Origin of the sequence: Massilia cellulosiltytica, from assembly GCF_047325105.1 — a bacterium.
In the GTDB taxonomy this organism is placed as follows: Bacteria; Pseudomonadota; Gammaproteobacteria; order Burkholderiales; family Burkholderiaceae_D; genus Telluria; species Telluria orientalis.
Genome location: NZ_CP168562.1, coordinates 5,396,718 through 5,415,763, shown reverse-complemented (window position 1 = coordinate 5,415,763; position 19,046 = coordinate 5,396,718). Strand labels below are relative to the sequence as shown.

The following is a 19,046-nucleotide window of genomic DNA, read 5'->3' as shown; positions in this document are numbered from 1 at the left end:
ATCCGCGATGCGGCGGGGCCGCATGGCGGTCAGGTCAACGTGATGCCTGCCGCTCGTTGTTATGGGGGTGTATCGGGGCCAAGTATAGGGCAAATGATTCATTTGCTCAAATATGATTGACGTCAGTACATTTCTGACGTGCATTTTAGACGATGTGCAAGATGCTCGGCGTACGGTTGATGAGGAGAATCGAGTTCGCGATCCATGCCTACGTCAGCGGTGTCGGTCAAACGCCGAATGTGAAGGAAGCTCGGCGCATTCCACCCCAGGCAGGCAGCGTTCGAATTCCTGTGCAGCCTGAGCAGGGCGAGCAATGAAAAAAGCCGCGAAGCTTGCGCTTGCGGCTTTTTCGAATTCTTGGGGTGGCTGATGGGACTCGAACCCACGACAACAGGAATCACAATCCTGGACTCTACCAACTGAGCTACAGCCACCACTGTCTTGCTTGTTGTCTCGTTGTTGCCGAGACAGAACGAGATTATATAGGGTCATTCGCATTCTGGCAAATTGAGTTTTGCCCAGCAGTGCGAACGGCCGTCACGCCTCGCCGAACGTCGCCTCGTGCACGGGCGGATCGATGCCGATCAGGCTATTGAACGCGGCCGACAGTGCGGTGGCGCTGGCGCTGGTCCAGGCCTCCAGTGTGCCCGGCGCATCGCCAGAAGGGGAGCGCAGCAAGCGCCCCGCATCCAGCAAGCGCACCAGTTGGCGCGTCACGGCATCGCCGGTGTCCACCAGCGTAACGGCACGCGCGCCGGCCGATGCGATCACGTCCTCGATCGCGGCGCGCACGAGCGGGTAGTGCGTGCAGCCCAGGACGAGCGTGTCGGCGCCCTGGTCGAGCAGCGGCGTCACGTAGCGCTGCAGCAGCGCGCGCGTGCCTTCCGTATCGCCCAGTTCGATGCGGTCGACGAGGCCGCGGCACGGCTGCAGCAGGAACTGCGCGTGCGTCGCTGCCGTGATCTGGTCGCGCAGTTGCAGGAACTTGGCGCCGGCCAGCGTGCGTTCCGTGGCCAGTACGCCGACCTTGCCGCTGCGCGTGGCCGCCGCCGCGGGCTTCAGGCCCGGTTCCACGCCGACGATGGGCAGGTCGGGGAAGGTGTCGCGCATCAGGCGAACCGCGGAAATGGTCGCCGTGTTGCAGGCGACGACGATGGCCTTGACGCCCCGTTCGACGAGGAAGCGGGCCACCGCCAGCGAACGCTGGGCGACGACCTGTTCGGGCTTGTCGCCGTACGGTGCGAAGCCGGTGTCGGCCACGTAGATCAGGTGTTCGTGCGGGAGTTGGGCGCGGATGTGGCGCAGGATCGACAGGCCGCCGAGGCCGGAGTCGAAGACGCCGACGGGGGCGTCTTCGGGGTGTGCTTGGGTGTTCATGGGGGAGATGGTAACCCGGCAGGAAGCGTTGCGGTATTGCGAGTGAAATTGGGTCCCCGCCTCCGCGGGGACGACGTGCGATGCGTCGCCCCTGCGCAGGCAGGGGGCCCAATTTCGTGCGCTTAAGCCGTCGCGACCGGAATACCCTTCAGCGACTCGATCTTCGCAGCCCACTCCTTCGGACCGGTCTGGTGCACCGACGTACCCGTCGCATCGACGGCCACCGTCACCGGCATGTCCTTGACCTCGAATTCGTAGATCGCTTCCATGCCCAGGTCTTCGAAGCCGACGACCTTCGCCGACTTGATCGCCTTCGACACGAGGTACGCGGAACCGCCGACGGCCATCAGGTAGGCCGACTTGTGGTTCTTGATCGACTCGATGGCGGCCGGGCCGCGTTCCGCTTTGCCGATCATCGCGATCAGGCCCGTCTTCTCGAGCATCATGTCGGTGAACTTGTCCATGCGGGTCGCCGTCGTCGGGCCGGCCGGGCCCACGACTTCGTCGCGTACCGGATCGACCGGGCCGACGTAGTAGATCACGCGGTTCGTGAAGTCGACCGGCAGCTGTTCGCCCTTCGCCAGCATGTCCTGGATGCGCTTGTGCGCGGCGTCGCGGCCCGTCAGCATCTTGCCGTTCAGGAGCAGGGTCTGGCCCGGCTGCCACGATGCGACTTCTTCCTTCGTCAGCGTGTCGAGGTTGACGCTCTTCGATTTCTGCGTGTCCGGCGTCCAGTTCACGTTCGGCCAGGTCGACAGCGCCGGCGGTTCGATGTACGACGGGCCCGAGCCGTCCAGCACGAAGTGCGCGTGACGCGTGGCGGCGCAGTTCGGGATCATCGCGACCGGCTTCGAAGCCGCGTGCGTCGGGTACATGTTGATCTTCACGTCCAGCACGGTCGTCAGGCCGCCCAGGCCCTGCGCGCCGATGCCCAGTGCGTTGATCTTGTCGCACAGTTCGATACGCAGCTCTTCCAGTTTATTTTGCGGGCCGCGCGCCTTCAGTTCGTACATGTCGATGTCTTCCATCAGCGACTCCTTGGCCATCAGCATGGCCTTCTCGGCGGAGCCGCCGATGCCGATGCCCAGCATGCCCGGCGGGCACCAGCCGGCGCCCATCAGCGGGACGGTCTTGAGGACCCAGTCGACCAGCGAGTCGGACGGGTTCAGCATGACGAACTTGGTCTTGTTCTCCGAGCCGCCGCCTTTTGCGGCGACCATCACGTCGACGGTGTCGCCCGGGACCAGTTCCATGTGCACGACGGCCGGGGTGTTGTCCTTCGTGTTCTTGCGCTCGAAGTGCGGGTCGGCGACGATCGAGGCGCGCAGCTTGTTGTCGGCGAAGTTGTACGCGCGGCGCACGCCTTCGTTGACGGCGTCCGTGATCGAGCCGCTGCCGAAGCCTTCGAAGCGCACGTTCATGCCGATCTTCAGGAACACATTGACGATGCCGGTGTCCTGGCAGATCGGGCGCTTGCCTTCCGCGCACATGCGCGAGTTGGTCAGGATCTGCGCGATGGCGTCCTTGGCGGCCGGGCTCTGCTCGGCCTCGTAGGCGCGCGCGAGGTGCTGGATGTAGTCGGCGGGGTGGTAGTAGCTGATGTACTGGAGTGCGGCGGCGACCGATTCGATCAGGTCGTCCTGTTTAATGACAGTCATGTGGGTCTCGCTGTGGGGTCTTGGATTACGGAGGAATCAGTGGTGCTTGTTGTCACTCTGGGTATTCATCATGATCCGGTCGGTGTAGGCGATCGCCATCGCCGACAGCAGGAACACGGCGTGAATGCAGGTCTGCGCGATGATCGTCTGCGCATCGTAGGACTTGGCGTTGATGAACGTCTTGAGCAGATGGATCGACGAGATGCCGATGATCGCCATCGCCAGCTTGGTCTTCAGCACGGACGCGTTCACGTGCGACAGCCATTCCGGCTGGTCGGGATGGTCTTCCAGATACATGCGCGACACGAACGTTTCGTAGCCGCCCACGATCACCATGATCAGCAAATTCGAAATCATGACGACGTCGATCAGGCCCAGCACGACGAGCATGATCGTCGTTTCGTTCAACTTGTCCGGCAGCGGCGCGCCCGGCACGGCGACGGCCTGGAAGATGTGCTGCAGCGCGGCTTCGTTGCCCATCGCGGCCAGCACGAGGTCCTTCAGTTCGACCCAGAAATGGAACACGTAAACGCACTGCGCGAGGATCAGGCCGAGATACAGAGGCAGTTGCAGCCAGCGGCTGGCGAACATGAAACTGGCGAGTGCGCTGCGTTTGCGTGCGCTGGAGGAGGGTTGCGAATCGAACATCTATGCGGGCTTTCCAATGCGGCGGCGGTCAGGACAGCTCAACATTCTACACCCGCCGCGCCTTGCCGGCACGGCGTCGTGGTATGCCGAAGGTTGATAGAATGGCCAGCGGGGATGCCGCCTTGGGCCGTGTAAGGGCTCAGTAAGCGTGAGTGCTTAAGGTGTTAGGCAAAATTACTACATCATCTAATAGGAGACTAGTATGGCCGAGAACGAGACCCAACAGCAGGGACTGCAGGAAAACCGCGTCTTCCAGCCGCCCGCACAATTCACCGCCAATGCCGCGATTTCCGGCATGGATGCGTACAACAAGCTGTGCGACGAAGCCGCCAGCGACTACGAAGGTTTCTGGGCCCGCCTGGCGCGCGAAAACGTCGCCTGGCACAAACCCTTCACGCAAACCCTCGACGAATCGAATGCGCCGTTCTACAAATGGTTCGCGGATGGCCAGCTGAACGCCTCGTACAACTGCCTGGATCGCCAGATCGAGAACGGCAACGGCGACAAGACGGCGATCATCTTCGAAGCGGACGACGGCACCGTCACCCGCGCCACGTACCGCGAACTGCACGAGCGTGTGTGCAAATTCGCCAACGGCCTCAAATCGCGCGGCATCAAAAAGGGTGACCGCGTCATCATCTACATGTCGATGTCGATCGAGGGCGTGGCCGCGATGCAGGCGTGCGCGCGCATCGGTGCGACGCACTCCGTCGTGTTCGGCGGCTTCTCCGCGAAGTCGCTGCAGGAGCGCATCATCGACGCGGGCGCCGTCGCCGTCATCACGGCCGACGAGCAGCTGCGCGGCGGTAAATCGCTGCCGCTGAAAGCCATCGTCGACGAGGCGCTGGCGATGGGCGGCTGCGAGACGATCCGCGACGTCATCGTCTACAAGCGCACCGGCGGCAACATCGCCTTCCAGGAAGGCCGCGACCTGTGGCTGCACGACCTCGTCGACGGCCAGAGCGGCGAGTGCGAGCCGGAGTGGGTGGATGCGGAACATCCGCTGTTCATCCTCTACACCTCGGGTTCGACGGGCACGCCGAAGGGCGTCCAGCACTCGACCGGCGGCTACCTGCTGTGGGCCGCGCTGACGATGAAGTGGACCTTCGACCTCAAGCCGGACGACGTCTACTGGTGCACCGCCGACATCGGCTGGGTGACGGGCCACACGTACATCTGCTACGGCCCGACCGCGGTCGGCGCCACGCAAATCGTGTTCGAAGGCGTGCCGACGTTCCCGAACGCCGGCCGTTTCTGGGAGACGATCGCCAAGCACAAGGTCAGCATCTTCTACACGGCGCCCACGGCGATCCGTTCGCTGATCAAGGCGTCCAACACGGACGAGAAGGTGCATCCGAAGAACTACGACCTGTCCAGCCTGCGCCTGCTGGGCACCGTCGGCGAACCGATCAACCCGGAAGCGTGGATGTGGTACTACACCCAGATCGGCGGCCAGCGCTGCCCGATCGTGGACACCTTCTGGCAGACGGAAACCGGCGGCCACATGATCACCCCGCTGCCGGGCGCGACCCCGATGGTGCCGGGTTCCTGCACGTTGCCGCTGCCGGGCATCATGGCCGCCATCGTCGACGAAGCCGGCCACGACGTGCCGAACGGGCAGGGCGGCATCCTCGTGGTGAAACGTCCGTGGCCGTCGATGATCCGCACGATCTGGAACAACCCGGACCGCTTCCGCAGCGCCTACTACCCGGATGAACTGGGCGGCAAGTACTACCTGGCCGGCGACGGCGCGATCCGCAACAAGGACACGGGCTACTTCACCATCACGGGCCGCATCGACGACGTGCTGAACGTCTCGGGCCACCGCATGGGCACGATGGAGATCGAGTCCGCGCTCGTGGCGCACCCGATCGTGGCGGAAGCGGCGGTCGTCGGCAAGCCGGACGAGACGACCGGCGAGGCGATCTGCGCGTTCGTCGTGCTGAAACAGGCGCGTCCGACCGGTGAAGAGGCGAAGAAGCTGGCCGCCGAGCTGCGCAACTGGGTGGGCAAGGAGATCGGTCCGATCGCCAAGCCGAAAGAGATCCGCTTCGGCGACAACCTGCCGAAGACCCGTTCCGGCAAGATCATGCGCCGCCTGCTGCGCGTGCTGGCCAAGGGAGAGACCATCACCCAGGACATCTCGACGCTGGAAAATCCCGCCATCCTGGAACAACTGAAAGAATCTGCCTGACCATTCGGGCGCGTGATCGGTTACACTGGTCACAGCAGAGTTGACGCCGCGCCGGGAGACCGGGGCGGCGTTTTTTTATGTGCGCCGCCATGGCGCCCGTTCTCGCGTGCCCGTGGACGTGGGAAAATACGGGCTCGTCCGTCTTCCATGCTTTCATGAACCCGCGCCAGCGCATTGCCCTTGCCATCGCCCTGTTCAACGAGCGCCGCTTCGACCAGGCCCTGGCCGGGATCGGCGACTTGCTGCAGGGCGACGAGGCGAACGTGGATGCCCTGAACCTGGCGGCGGCCTGCGCCCGTGCGCTCGGGCGGCCGGACGATGCCGAGGCGTTCTGGCGCAAGGCGCTGGCGCGCGATCCCGCGCACGCGGCCAGCTGGAACAACCTCGGCATCCTGTTGCAGCAGAGGGGACGCGGCGCCGAGGCCGGGGAGGCGTTCCGGCGCGCGCTGCAGCTGCAGCCCGATTACGCCGAAGCCCATTACAACCTGGCCCTGTTGTATCAACAGGCGGGCGGACTCGAACAGGCCGTCGGCGCGCACGAGGCCGCGCTGGCCCTGCGGCCCCGGTATCCGGAAGCCAGCGCCAACCTCGGACTGGTGCTGGAGCGGCTCGGGCGCTTCGAGGAGGCGCAACGCCGCTTCGGCGAGGCCGTCGCGCACGACCCGGCCGACGCCGCATCCCTGCAGCACCGCGCCGACCTGCTGCAGCGGCTGGGACGGCGTGCCGAGGCGGCCGAGTGCTACCGGGCGGCACTGCTGCTGCGTCCGGACAATGCCGAACTCCACAACAACTTCGCGGTGCTGTTGGCCAGGTCGGGCCAGCCGGAAGCGGCCGAACGGGAATACCTGCAGGCGGTCGCCTGCCGCCCCGGGTATGCCGACGCCTGGCATAACCTGGGCCTGTCGTACACGCAGTCCGGCCGCTACGCCGAGGCGGAGGCCGCGCTGCGCACCTGCCTGCGGTGGCGCGCGCATGACCCGGAAGTCTGGAATTCGCTGGGCAACGTCTACCAGTACATGCAGCGTGACGATGACGCCGAGGCTGCGTATCGGCGCGCGCTCGCGGCCCGGCCCGGCCTCGCCAAGACGTTGAACAACCTGGGCACCCTGCGCCAGCGCCAGGGGCGTGCCGGCGAGGCCGAGGATGCGTACCGGCAAGCGATCGCCGCCGACCCCGGCTATCCGGAAGCGCGTTGGAACCTCGGTTTCCTGCTGCTTGCGCAGGGGCGGCTGGCCGAAGGCTGGCCGTGGATGGAGGCGCGGCACGATCCGGCACTGGCGCGTCCGATCGCCGTCAGGCCGGCGCCCGGTTTCCCGCAGTGGAACGGGGAGGCGCTGGACGGCAAGGCCATCGCCGTGTGGCCGGAGCAGGGCTTCGGCGACCAGATCCAGTTCGTGCGCTACCTGCCGTTGCTGAAAGCAGCCGGCGCGCGGACGGTCACGCTGATCTGCCACGATGCGCTGCTGCCCTTGCTGCGCGGTGCTGCCGGCGCCGACCGCGTCGTCCCCATGAGCGAGGCGGGGCGCCTGGCGCCGCACGATTTCTGGGTTTTCATGTTGAGCCTGCCGATGCATGCCGGGACCACGCTCGCGACGATCCCGGCCACGCTCCCTTACCTCGCCGCGGACCCCGCGCGCCGCGCGTACTGGCGTGCCCGGCTGGATACGCTGCCCGCCGGGATGCGTGTCGGCCTCGTCTGGCGCGGCTTTGGCGGGCACGTCAATGACGCGAACCGCTCCCTGCCGGATCTGTCGGTCCTGGCCCCGCTGTGGTCGGTGCCGGGCGTCGCGTTCGTCAGTCTGCAGCGCGGCATGGACGGCGAGCCGCGGCGGGCCGGCCCGGACGGCCTTGACCTTCTCGAACTCGGCGCCGGCATCGCGGACTTCGGCGATACGGCGGCCATCGTGGCGGAGCTCGACCTGGTCATCTGCGTCGATACGGCCGTGGCCCATGTCGCCGGCGCACTGGGCAAGCGCTGCTGGGTGCTGCTGCCGGCCATCCATCCCGACTGGCGCTGGATGGAAGAACGCGCCGATTCGCCCTGGTATCCGGGCGTGCTCCGGTTGTACCGCCAGCGCCAGGCCGGTACCTGGGACGACGTCGTTGCGCGGGTGACGCACGACCTTGCCGCCATCGCGTATTGACGCGCTGCCTCGTCCAGTTAGCAGACGGTCTACTTTTCGTTGTTTCGACACACTAACTCTCATTTTCGTTTCGTTTTTTCGGGAACTAATATTCCCTAGCGGCATTTTTGTCGCCGATAATCAATGTTTGTTGCCGTCCTCTCGTCCGGTCTTTCTGCTTTTACGGAATACATCACGCTGCCATGAATCACATCTATCGTCTCGTCTGGAACAAGAAACGTCGTATGCTCATGGCGGTCGCCGAAATCGGTTGCGCCAACGGCAAGGACACCGCGGGAACGACCCGCGGCCAAGATGCCGTGCCGGACGGGGGCGGCGCTTATTCCGGCGCCCGGACACTCCTGGCGACTGCGTTGCTCGCGCTGTTTCCGCTCGTGTCGTTCGCGCAGCAGGGCATGTTCGACTACATTCCCGCTGGCACATCGTTGTCGGTATCCGACGGCGACGGCTCGAATGCCTTGCTGACCGGCACCAACCTGACGAACGATGGCACGCTCGATATCACCGCCACGAATGCCGGCTCGCACCTCGCCAGCCTGTCGGGTTCCGGGACCGTGCTGATGGACGCCAGGACGCTGACCTTGACCGCCGCGAACGGCTTTTATCTCGGCACGCTGCAGGGTTCCGGTAGCCTGGTGGTCGCCGGCGGCTACGAGACGCTGGGCGGCGTGAACGTCCATGGGGGCGCCACCCAGGTCGACCAATACGCGGGCCTGTCCCTGACGGGTTCCGGCAGCATTGCCCTGTCGAGCGGCTTGCTCAATAACGGCATGTTCAATATCGCCGCTACGGACAACGGCGCCAAGGTGAACTCGCTGTCCGGTTCGGGGACGGTGTGGCTGGGCGGACAGACGCTGACGCTGACCGATGCTGGCGACACCTTTGCAGGCACGATCGCCGGTTTCGGCGACGTGAACGTCGCGGGCGGCACGCAGGTGCTCAGCGGTACCAATACCTATTTCGGCACCACGTCGATCGACCAGGGCGGCGCACTGGCGCTGTCCGGTTCGGGCAACATCGCGCTGTCCAGCGGTGTGGCCAACAACGGCGTGTTCGATATTGCCGCCACGGACAATGGCGCCCAGGTGAGATCGCTGTCCGGTTCGGGAACGGTGTGGCTGGGCGGACAGACGCTGACGCTGACCAATGCTGGCGACAGCTTTGCAGGCGTGATCGACGGTTTCGGCGGCGTGAACGTCGCGGGCGGCACGCAGGTGCTCAGCGGTACCAATACCTATTTCGGCACCACGTCGATCGACCAGGGTGGCGCGCTGGCGCTGTCCGGTTCGGGCAGTATCGCGCTGTCCAGCGGTGTGGCGAACAACGGCGTGTTCGATATTGCCGCCACGGACAACGGCGCTCAGGTGAACTCGCTGTCCGGTTCGGGGACGGTGTGGCTCGGCGGACAGACGCTCACGCTGACCAATGCCGGCGAGACCTTTGCCGGCGTAATCGACGGTGTCGGCGGCGTCAACGTCGCAGGTGGCACGCAAGTGCTCAGCGGTGCCAATACCTATATCGGCGCCACGTCGATCGAACAGGGTGGTGCACTGGCGCTGTCCGGTTCGGGCAGCATCGCGCTGTCCAGTGGCGTCGCTAACAACGGTATGTTCGATATCGCCGCCACGGATAACGGCGCCGAAGTGCGCACGCTGTCCGGCTCGGGTACCGTGCTGCTCGGCGGCCAGACGCTGACGTTGACCGATGCGCAGGACGTATTCGCCGGCAGCATCCACGGCTCGGGCGGTCTGACGATCGCGGGCGGCATCGAAACCCTGAGCGGTACCAATACCTATTCAGGCGCCACATCGATCGATCAGGGCGGCGCACTGGCGCTGTCCGGCTCGGGCAGCATCGCGCTGTCCAGCGGCGTCGCCAATAACGGTGTGTTCGACATTGCCGCGACAAACAACGGCGCCGAAGTGCGCACGCTGTCTGGATCCGGCGCCGTGCTGCTCGGTGGCCAAACCCTGACGTTGACCGATGCGCAGGACGTATTCGCCGGCGGTATCCACGGCTCGGGCGGCCTGACGATCGCGGGCGGTATCGAAACCCTGAGCGGTACGAATACCTATTCAGGCGCCACATCGATCGATCAGGGCGGCGCACTGGCGCTGGCCGGTTCGGGCAGCATCGCGCTGTCCAGCGGCGTCGCCAATAATGGTGTGTTCGACATCGCGGCCACGAACAACGGTGCCGAAGTGCGCACGCTGTCCGGCTCCGGTGCCGTGCTGCTCGGTGGCCAAACTCTGACGTTGACCGATGCGCAGGACGTATTCGCCGGCGGTATCCACGGCTCGGGCGGCCTGACGATCGCGGGCGGCATCGAAACCCTGAGCGGTACCAATACCTATTCAGGCGCCACATCGATCGATCAGGGCGGCGGACTGGCGCTGGCCGGTTCGGGCAGCATCGCGCTGTCCAGCGGCGTCGCCAATAATGGTGTGTTCGACATCGCGGCCACGGACAATGGCGCGCAGGTGCGCACGCTGTCTGGATCCGGCGCCGTGCTGCTGGGCGGCCAGGCGTTGACGTTGACGGATGCGCAGGACGTATTCGCCGGCAGTATCCTCGGCTCGGGCGGCCTCGCGATCGCGGGCGGTATCGAAACCCTGAGCGGTACCAATACCTATTCAGGCGCCACATCGATCGATCAGGGCGGCGGACTGGCGCTGGCCGGTTCGGGCAGCATCGCGCTGTCCAGCGGCGTCGCCAATAACGGTGTGTTCGACATTGCGGCCACGGACAATGGCGCGCAGGTGCGTACGTTGTCCGGTTCGGGCGCCGTGTTGCTGGGCGGCCAAACGCTGACGTTGACCGATGCGCAGGACGTATTCGCCGGCAGCATCTACGGTTCGGGCGGTCTGACAATCGCGGGTGGCACGCAGGTGCTCAGCGGTACCAATACCTACAACGGCTCCACGTCGATCGACCAGGGCGGCGGCCTCGCGCTGTCCGGCTCGGGCAGTATCGCGCTGTCCAGCGGCGTCGCCAACAACGGTGTGTTCGACATTGCCGCGACAACTAACGGCGCCGAAGTGCGCTCGCTGTCCGGTTCCGGTGCCGTGCTGCTGGGCGGCCAGACGCTGACGCTGACGGATGCCGGCGATACGTTCGCCGGCAGCATCCACGGTTCGGGCGGCCTGACAATTGCAGGCGGCATCGAAACCCTGAGCGGTACCAATACCTATACCGGTGCCACGTCGATCGACCAAGGCGGTCTCGCGCTGTCTGGTTCGGGCAGTATCGCGCTGTCCAGCGGCGTGGCCAACAACGGCGTGTTCGACATCGCGGCCACGAACAACGGCGCCGAAGTGCGCTCGCTGTCCGGCTCCGGTGCCGTGCTGCTGGGAGGCCAGACGTTGACGTTGACCGATGCGCAGGACGTATTCGCCGGCAGTATCCTCGGCTCGGGCGGCCTCGCGATCGCGGGCGGCATCGAAACCCTGAGCGGTACCAATACCTATTCAGGCGCCACATCGATCGACCAGGGCGGCGGTCTCGCGCTGTCCGGCTCGGGCAGCGTCGCGCTGTCCAGCGGCGTGGCCAATAACGGCGTGCTCGACATCGCTGCCACGAACAACGGCGCCGAAGTGCGCTCGCTGTCCGGCTCCGGCGCTGTGTTGCTGGGCGGCCAGACGCTGACGTTGACCGATGCGCAGGACGTATTCGCCGGCAGCATCCACGGTTCAGGCGGGTTGACGATCGCGGGCGGTACCGAAACCCTGAGCGGTACCAATACCTATACCGGCGCCACCTCGATCGACCAGGGCGGCGCACTGGCGTTGTCCGGCTCGGGCAGCATCGCTCTGTCCAGCGGCGTGGCCAATAACGGCGTGCTCGACATCGCCGCCACGAACAACGGCGCCGAAGTGCGCTCGCTGTCCGGTTCCGGTGCCGTGCTGCTGGGCGGCCAGACGCTGACGCTGACCAATGCCGGAGATACGTTCGCCGGCAGTATCCAAGGCTCGGGCGGGCTGACGATCGCGGGCGGCGTCGAAACGCTGACCGGTACCAATACCTATATCGGCGCCACCTCGATCGACCAGGGCGGCGGCCTCGGGCTTTCCGGCTCGGGCAGCATCGCGCTGTCCAGCGGCGTAGCTAACAACGGCGTGTTCGACATCACGGCCACGAACAACGGCGCCGAAGTGCACTCGCTGTCCGGCTCCGGTGCCGTGCTCTTGGGTGGCCAGACGCTGACGCTGACGGATGCTGCCGATACGTTTGCGGGCAGTATCCACGGGTCGGGCGGTCTGACAATCGCGGGCGGTACCGAAACTCTTACTGGTACCAATACCTATACCGGCACCACCTCAATCGACCAGGGCGGCGGCCTCGCGATGGCGGGTTCGGGCAGTATCGCGCTGTCCAGCGGCGTAGCCAACAACGGCGTGTTCGACATCACGGCCACGAACAACGGCGCCGAAGTGCGCTCGCTGTCCGGTTCCGGTGCCGTGCTCTTGGGCGGCCAGACGCTGACGCTGACCAATGCCGGAGATACGTTCGCCGGCAGTATCCAAGGCTCGGGCGGGCTGACGATCGCGGGCGGCGTCGAAACGCTGACCGGTACCAATACCTATATCGGCGCCACCTCGATCGACCAGGGCGGCGGCCTCGGGCTTTCCGGCTCGGGCAGCATCGCGCTGTCCAGCGGTGTAGCCAACAACGGCGTGTTCGACATCACGGCCACGAACAACGGCGCCGAAGTGCGCACGCTGTCCGGCTCTGGTGCTGTGCTGCTGGGCGGCCAGACGCTGACGCTGACCAATGCTGGCGATACGTTTGCGGGCAGCATCTACGGTTCGGGCGGCCTGACAATTGCGGGCGGCATCGAAACGCTGACTGGTACCAATACCTATACCGGCGCCACCTCGATCGACCAGGGCGGCGGCCTCGGGCTTTCCGGCTCGGGCAGCGTCGCGCTGTCCAGCGGCGTGGCCAACAACGGCGTGTTCGACATCACGGCCACGAACAACGGCGCCGAAGTGCGCACGCTGTCCGGTTCCGGTGCCGTGCTCTTGGGCGGCCAGACGCTGACGCTGACCAATGCCGGAGATACGTTCGCCGGCAGTATCCAAGGCTCGGGCGGGCTGACGATCGCGGGCGGCATCGAAACGCTGACTGGTACGAATACCTATAACGGCGCCACGTCGATCGACCAGGGCGGCGGTCTCGCTCTGTCCGGCTCGGGCAGCGTTGCGCTGTCCAGCGGTGTAGCCAACAACGGCGTGTTCGACATCACGGCCACGAACAACGGCGCCGAAGTGCGCACGCTGTCTGGCTCCGGTGCCGTGCTGCTCGGCGGCCAAACCCTGACGCTGACGGATGCCGGCGATACGTTCGCCGGCAGTATCCACGGCTCGGGCGGCCTGACAATCGCGGGCGGCAGCGAAACGCTGACTGGTACCAATACCTATACCGGGGCCACCTCGATCGACCAGGGCGGCGCGCTGGCGCTGTCCGGTTCGGGCAGCATCGCGCTGTCCAGTGGCGTGGCCAACAACGGCATGTTCGACATCGCCGCCACGAACAACGGCGCCCAAGTGAGCTCTCTGTCTGGCTCGGGTGCCGTGCTGCTGGGCGGCCAGACTCTGACGCTGACCGATGCCGGCGATACGTTTGCGGGCAGCATCCACGGTTCGGGCGGCCTGGCGATCGCGGCCGGCACCGAAACCTTGACGGGCGTGAATACGCACACCGGCACCACGGCGGTATCGCAAGGCGCGACATTGGCCTTGGCCGGCAACGGCAGCATCGGCAACAGCCGCGTGCAGACCGATGGCACGCTGGACGTATCGGCCAGCACGGGCGGCGCGGCGGTCCAGAGCCTCGGCGGCTCCGGCGCCGTGCTGCTGGGCGGCCAAACGCTGACACTGACGGATGGTGGCGATACGTTTGCCGGCAGCATCCATGGTTCGGGCGGACTGACGATCGCGGGCGGTATCGAAACCCTGAGCGGTACCAATACCTATTCAGGCGCCACATCGATCGACCAGGGCAGCGCACTGGCGCTGTCCGGCTCGGGCAGCATCGCTCTGTCCAGCGGCGTGGCCAATAACGGCGTGCTCGACATCGTGGCCACGAACAACGGCGCCGAAGTGCGCTCGCTGTCCGGCTCCGGCGCTGTGTTGCTGGGCGGCCAGACTCTGACGCTGACGGATGCGCAGGACGTATTCGCCGGCAGCATCCACGGCTCGGGCGGCCTGACGATCGCGGCCGGCACCGAAACCCTGACGGGCGTGAACACGCACACCGGCACCACGGCGGTATCGCAAGGCGCGGCATTGGTCCTGGCCGGCAACGGCAGCATCGGCAACAGCCGCGTGCAGACCGATGGCACGCTGGACGTATCGGCCAGCACGGGCGGCGCGGTGGTCCAGAGCCTCGGCGGCTCCGGTGCCGTGCTCCTCGGCGGCCAGACTCTGACGCTGACCAATGCCGGCGATACGTTCGCTGGCAGTATCCACGGCTCGGGCGGCCTGACGATCGCGGCCGGCACCGAAACCCTGACGGGCGTGAATACGCACACCGGCACCACGGCGGTATCGCAAGGCGCGACATTGGCCCTGGCCGGCAACGGCAGCATCGGCAACAGCCGCGTGCAGACCGATGGCACGCTGGACGTATCGGCCAGCACGGGCGGCGCGGCGGTCCAGAGCCTCGGCGGCTCCGGTGCCGTGCTGCTGGGCGGCCAGACCCTAACGCTGACCAATGCCGGCGATACGTTCGCCGGCAGTATCCACGGCTCGGGCGGCCTGGCGATCGCGGCCGGCACCGAAACCCTGACGGGCGTGAATACGCACACCGGCACCACGGCGGTATCGCAAGGCGCGACATTGGCCCTGGCCGGCAACGGCAGCATCGGCAACAGCCGCGTGCAGACCGATGGCACGCTGGACGTATCGGCCAGCACGGGCGGCGCGGCGGTCCAGAGCCTCGGCGGCTCCGGCGCCGTGCTCCTCGGCGGCCAGACGCTGACGCTGACCCATGCCGGCGATACGTTCGCCGGCAGTATCCACGGCTCGGGCGGCCTGACGATCGCGTCCGGCACCGAAACCTTGACGGGCGTGAACACGCACACCGGCACCACATCGGTATCGCAAGGCGCGACATTGGCCCTGGCCGGCAATGGCAGCATCGGCAACAGCCGCGTGCAGACCGATGGCACGCTGGACGTATCGGCCAGCACGGGCGGCGCGGCGGTCCAGAGCCTCGGCGGCTCCGGTGCCGTGCTGCTGGGCGGCCAGACGCTGACGCTGACCCATGCCGGCGATACGTTCGCCGGCAGCATCCACGGCTCGGGCGGCCTGGCGATCGCATCCGGCACCGAAACCTTGACGGGCGTGAACACGCACACCGGCACCACGGCGGTATCGCAAGGCGCGACATTGGTCCTGGCCGGCAACGGCAGCATCGGCAACAGCCGCGTGCAGACCGATGGCACGCTGGACGTATCGGCCAGCACGGGCGGCGCGGCGGTCCAGAGCCTCGGCGGCTCCGGTGCCGTGTTGCTGGGCGGCCAGACCCTGACGCTGACCGATGCCGCCGGCGCCTTCAACGGCCGCATCAGCGGCTCGGGCGGTATCGCCATCGCCGGCGGCAGCCAGGCGCTGACGACCACCCAGGCCTACACCGGCGCGACCTCGATCGGGGCGGGCGCCACGCTGACGCTGGCGGGCAATGGCTTGATCGCCGCATCGAGCCGGGTCGTGACGGACGGCACGCTGAACGTCGCTGACGCCGGCGCGACCATCCAGTCGCTCGCCGGCGATGGCCTGGTCCAGCTCGGCAGCCAGACGCTCACGCTGACCGCCGCCCGCGACGTCTTCGCCGGCACGATCGCCGGCGACGGCGCCCTGAGCCTCACGGGCGGCACGGCGACCCTGGCCGGGAACAACACCTACCGCGGCGCCACCTACATCGGCGGCGGCGCCACATTGGCGCTGAGCGGGCAGGGCAGCATCGCCAGCTCGAGCGGCGTGAACGTGGACGGCAGGTTCGACATCAGCGGCACCGACCACGGGGCCACGGTCAGCACCGTCTCGGGTGCGGGCACCATTTATCTGGGCGCGCAGACGCTGGCGCTGAGCCGGGCGGCCGGCCTCTTTGCCGGCACCATCGTGGGCGCGGGCGGCCTGTCCGTCGACGGCGGCAGCATGTCGCTCGGCGGCGTCAACGAATACACCGGCACGACCTCGATCGCCGGCGGAGCAGCGTTGGCGCTGTCCGGCGCCGGCAGCATTGCCGGCAGCGCGGTGCGCGACGATGGCGTGTTCGACGTCTCGGGCGCCGCCCACGGCGTGGCGATCAAGGGCCTGAGCGGCTCGGGCAGCGTCCTGCTGGGCGCGAACGACCTGACCGTCACCGCCGCCGACAGCCGCTTCGGCGGCAATATTGCCGGCAGCGGCAGCCTGAAGGTCACGGGCGGTACGCTCACGCTCGACGGCGCCAACGACTATACCGGCAAGACCGTGGTCAGCGGCGGCACGCTGCGGACCTATGCCGACGCCAACCTCGGCAAGGGGAGCGCCGCACTCGAGCTCGACAACGGTACCTGGCAGACCGGCGCCGACCTGACGCACGAGCGCGGCCTGGCGCTGACGGGCCGGGGTACGGTCGATGTCGACGCCGGCACCGTGACCACCGAGAACGGTACGGTCGGCGGCACCGGCACGCTGGTCAAGCAGGGCACCGGTACGCTGATCCTGCGCGGCGTGCTCGCCAATGGCGGCCTGCAGGTGGAGCATGGAACGGTGGCGCTGAAGGCGGCCAACACCTATACCGGCGATACGGCCGTGTCGCGCGACGGCGTCCTGCGCATCGACAGCGATGCCAACCTGGGCGCCGCCGGCAACCGGCTGGTCCTCGACGGCGGCACGTTGCAGACCACCGGCAGCATGACGTCGAACCGCGCCTTCACGATCACGGCGCGCAACGGGGTGCTCGACGCCGAGGGCGCCGACAGCGTCGTCACGCTGAACGGCAACATCGGCGGCGACGGCCGGCTGGTCAAGGAAGGCCAGGGCACGCTGGTGCTCGGCGGCGACAACGGCGGCGGCCAGGGCAGCGCCAATGCGCCGGGCGACGGATGGACCGGCGGCCTGACCATCAACGACGGCCTGGTGAAGGTGACGAACGCCTACGGCCTCGGATGGGGCAGCGTGATGACGTTCAACGCCGGCACGATCTACGCGACCGTCGATATCGCGACCGGCCAGGACATCCGCATGGGCCGCTCGACCAACATCAACACCGAGGCCAATACCACGACTACGCTGGCGGGCGACCTGCTGTCGACCGGCGCGGGCGACGGCTGCTTCACCAAGACCGGCCAGGGCACGCTGAACGTCACCGGCAACGCCAATATCGACGCCACCTGCGTCCTGGAAGGCAAGCTGCTCGCGAACGGCCTCTTCAACAGTCGAGTGACGGTGGCGCACGGCGCCACGCTGGGCGGCAGCGGCACCGTCAAGGGCGACCTGCTGGTGCAGGGCACGCTCTCGCCGGGCAATTCGCCGGGCATGCTGACGGCCGATTCGAACATCACGATGGCCGCCGGCAGCACGTACAAGGAAGACATCGGCGGCACCGCGCAAGCCACGCCCACGTCGCCGGTCGGCGCGTCCGGGTATTACTCCTACCTGCACGTCGTCGGCGGCAAGCGCTTCACGATCGAACCGGGCGCCACGCTGGCGCCGACGCTGAAGAACCTGTATTCGGCCGACGAGGCGGGCTATGGTTCGGCGCCGCTCAAGCCCGCACTGGGCCAAAGCTTCCGCATCGTGACCGCCGACGGCGGCATCGCCGGGCGCTTCGACACGCTGGCGCAGCCGGACGGCATGGACGGTACCCGCATGGCCGCGTTCTACAACGTCGGCGGCAACAACAGCATCGAGTTGAAGGTGCTGCCGGCGTCGTACGCGGACTGGAGCCGTGGCGGCAACGCGAACAGCCGCGCGGTGGCGGGCGCGCTCGACCGGATCGTCGACCTCGACCAGTCGGGCCGCGCCGGCGAACGGCAGGACCTGCTGCTGTACCAGGTCGGTTCCGCGACCGCGGACCGGCTCGGCGGCCTGCTGCGCAGGCTGTCCGGCGAAGTGCACGGCAGCCTGGCCGCCGCGGCGCCGCAGGCCGGCTGGAACCTGCAGCGCAGCGTGCTCAAGCATACCGCCGACGATGGCGAGCGCGCGCTCTGGCTCGACCTCGCGGGCACCCGCGGCAAGTGGAGCGGCGACGCCGACGCCTCGGGTTTCAAGGCCGATCGCCTGCAGGTCACCGCGGGCCTGGACGTGCTGCGCGGCGCCGATTATCGCCTCGGTGTCGGCGCCAGCTACGCGCATACCGACGTGTCGGCCGGCGACGATACGGGCAAGTTGCGCCAGAACAAGGTATTCGTGTATGGCGAAACCACCGTCGACGGCCTGACGTTCGACGGCATCGGCAGCGTCGGCCGCGACAAGGCCGACAGCCGGCGCGCCGATCCGTTGGCCACGGCGTCCGGGCTGAGCGCGCATGCCGGCGGCAATGCGGCGCTGCTCGGCGTGGGCGTGCGCGCCGAGCGCGAACTCCTGGGTGCCAAGGTGGAGCCGTTCGCCCGGTTGACTCTGCAGCGGGTCGAACGGGACGGGCTGGCGGAAACGCCGGCATCGGCGGCGGCCCTGACGGTGGACGGCGACACCGCGACCGGCACCCGCCTGCAGGCGGGCCTGGCGGCGGCGTCCCGCAACGCCGATCCGTTGCGGGCCTCGACCTATCGCGTCAACCTGGGCGCGGGCGTCGATACCGGCGGCCTGCTGCGGCCGACCCGGTCGGCCTGGCTGGCGGGCGAGCGCATCGCCATCGGTGCGCCGGGCGTGGGCCGCGCCTTCGTGCAGGGCGGCGTGAGCGGCACGCTGCACGTCGGGAAGGGCGCTTACCTGTACTACGGCGTCACCGGCGAAGGCCGCGGCGGCTATTACCAGGTCGGCGGCAACGCCGGCGTGCGCGCGGTGTTCTGACTGCGGGCGGCGCATTTGGGATAGA

Annotated in this window: 6 protein-coding genes and 1 tRNA gene; 3 read left to right on the top strand and 4 right to left on the bottom strand. The window is 67.3% G+C overall.

Annotation, left to right across the window (positions count from 1 at the left end; all coding sequences use genetic code 11):
* Positions 1 to 358: 358 nt before the first annotated feature.
* From ACEN9H_RS23630 to ACEN9H_RS23615, 4 genes are all read right to left on the bottom strand, one after another.
* A tRNA-His gene (locus ACEN9H_RS23630) sits at positions 359 to 434 on the bottom strand.
* A gap of 103 nt (positions 435 to 537) precedes the next feature.
* The gene (gene murI / locus ACEN9H_RS23625; protein ID WP_413672304.1) at positions 538 to 1,377 is read right to left on the bottom strand and encodes a glutamate racemase; all 840 of its coding nucleotides are present in this window, start codon (positions 1,375 to 1,377) and stop codon (positions 538 to 540) included.
* A 122-nt stretch (positions 1,378 to 1,499) separates the two neighbouring features.
* Positions 1,500 to 3,035: a fumarate hydratase gene (locus ACEN9H_RS23620; RefSeq protein WP_056131041.1), complete on the bottom strand. Its 1,536-nt coding sequence runs from the start codon at positions 3,033 to 3,035 to the stop codon at positions 1,500 to 1,502.
* Between the two features lie 36 nt (positions 3,036 to 3,071).
* Positions 3,072 to 3,683 (bottom strand): TIGR00645 family protein, encoded by a 612-nt coding sequence (locus tag ACEN9H_RS23615; RefSeq protein WP_371763736.1) that lies wholly within the window; start codon positions 3,681 to 3,683, stop codon positions 3,072 to 3,074.
* A gap of 202 nt (positions 3,684 to 3,885) precedes the next feature.
* On the opposite strand from ACEN9H_RS23615, the gene acs reads away from it, so the two are divergent.
* From acs to ACEN9H_RS23600, 3 genes are all read left to right on the top strand, one after another.
* Positions 3,886 to 5,877, top strand: a complete 1,992-nt coding sequence (gene acs / locus ACEN9H_RS23610) for an acetate--CoA ligase (RefSeq protein WP_413672303.1) — start codon at positions 3,886 to 3,888, stop codon at positions 5,875 to 5,877.
* A gap of 89 nt (positions 5,878 to 5,966) precedes the next feature.
* Entirely contained in the window at positions 5,967 to 8,021 is a 2,055-nt protein-coding gene (locus tag ACEN9H_RS23605; RefSeq protein ID WP_413672302.1) for a tetratricopeptide repeat protein, read from the top strand.
* A 182-nt stretch (positions 8,022 to 8,203) separates the two neighbouring features.
* Positions 8,204 to 19,021, top strand: a complete 10,818-nt coding sequence (locus ACEN9H_RS23600) for an ESPR-type extended signal peptide-containing protein (RefSeq protein WP_413672301.1) — start codon at positions 8,204 to 8,206, stop codon at positions 19,019 to 19,021.
* The last annotated feature ends 25 nt before the right edge of the window (positions 19,022 to 19,046 follow it).

Bases quoted from the DNA above. Each gene is read 5' to 3' on its own strand.
- murI (WP_413672304.1), bottom strand. From the start codon at position 1,377: ATGAACACCCAAGCACACCCCGAAGACGCCCCCGTCGGCGTCTTCGAC.
- ACEN9H_RS23620 (WP_056131041.1), bottom strand. From the start codon at position 3,035: ATGACTGTCATTAAACAGGACGACCTGATCGAATCGGTCGCCGCCGCA.
- ACEN9H_RS23615 (WP_371763736.1), bottom strand. From the start codon at position 3,683: ATGTTCGATTCGCAACCCTCCTCCAGCGCACGCAAACGCAGCGCACTC.
- acs (WP_413672303.1), top strand. From the start codon at position 3,886: ATGGCCGAGAACGAGACCCAACAGCAGGGACTGCAGGAAAACCGCGTC.
- ACEN9H_RS23605 (WP_413672302.1), top strand. From the start codon at position 5,967: ATGGCGCCCGTTCTCGCGTGCCCGTGGACGTGGGAAAATACGGGCTCG.
- ACEN9H_RS23600 (WP_413672301.1), top strand. From the start codon at position 8,204: ATGAATCACATCTATCGTCTCGTCTGGAACAAGAAACGTCGTATGCTC.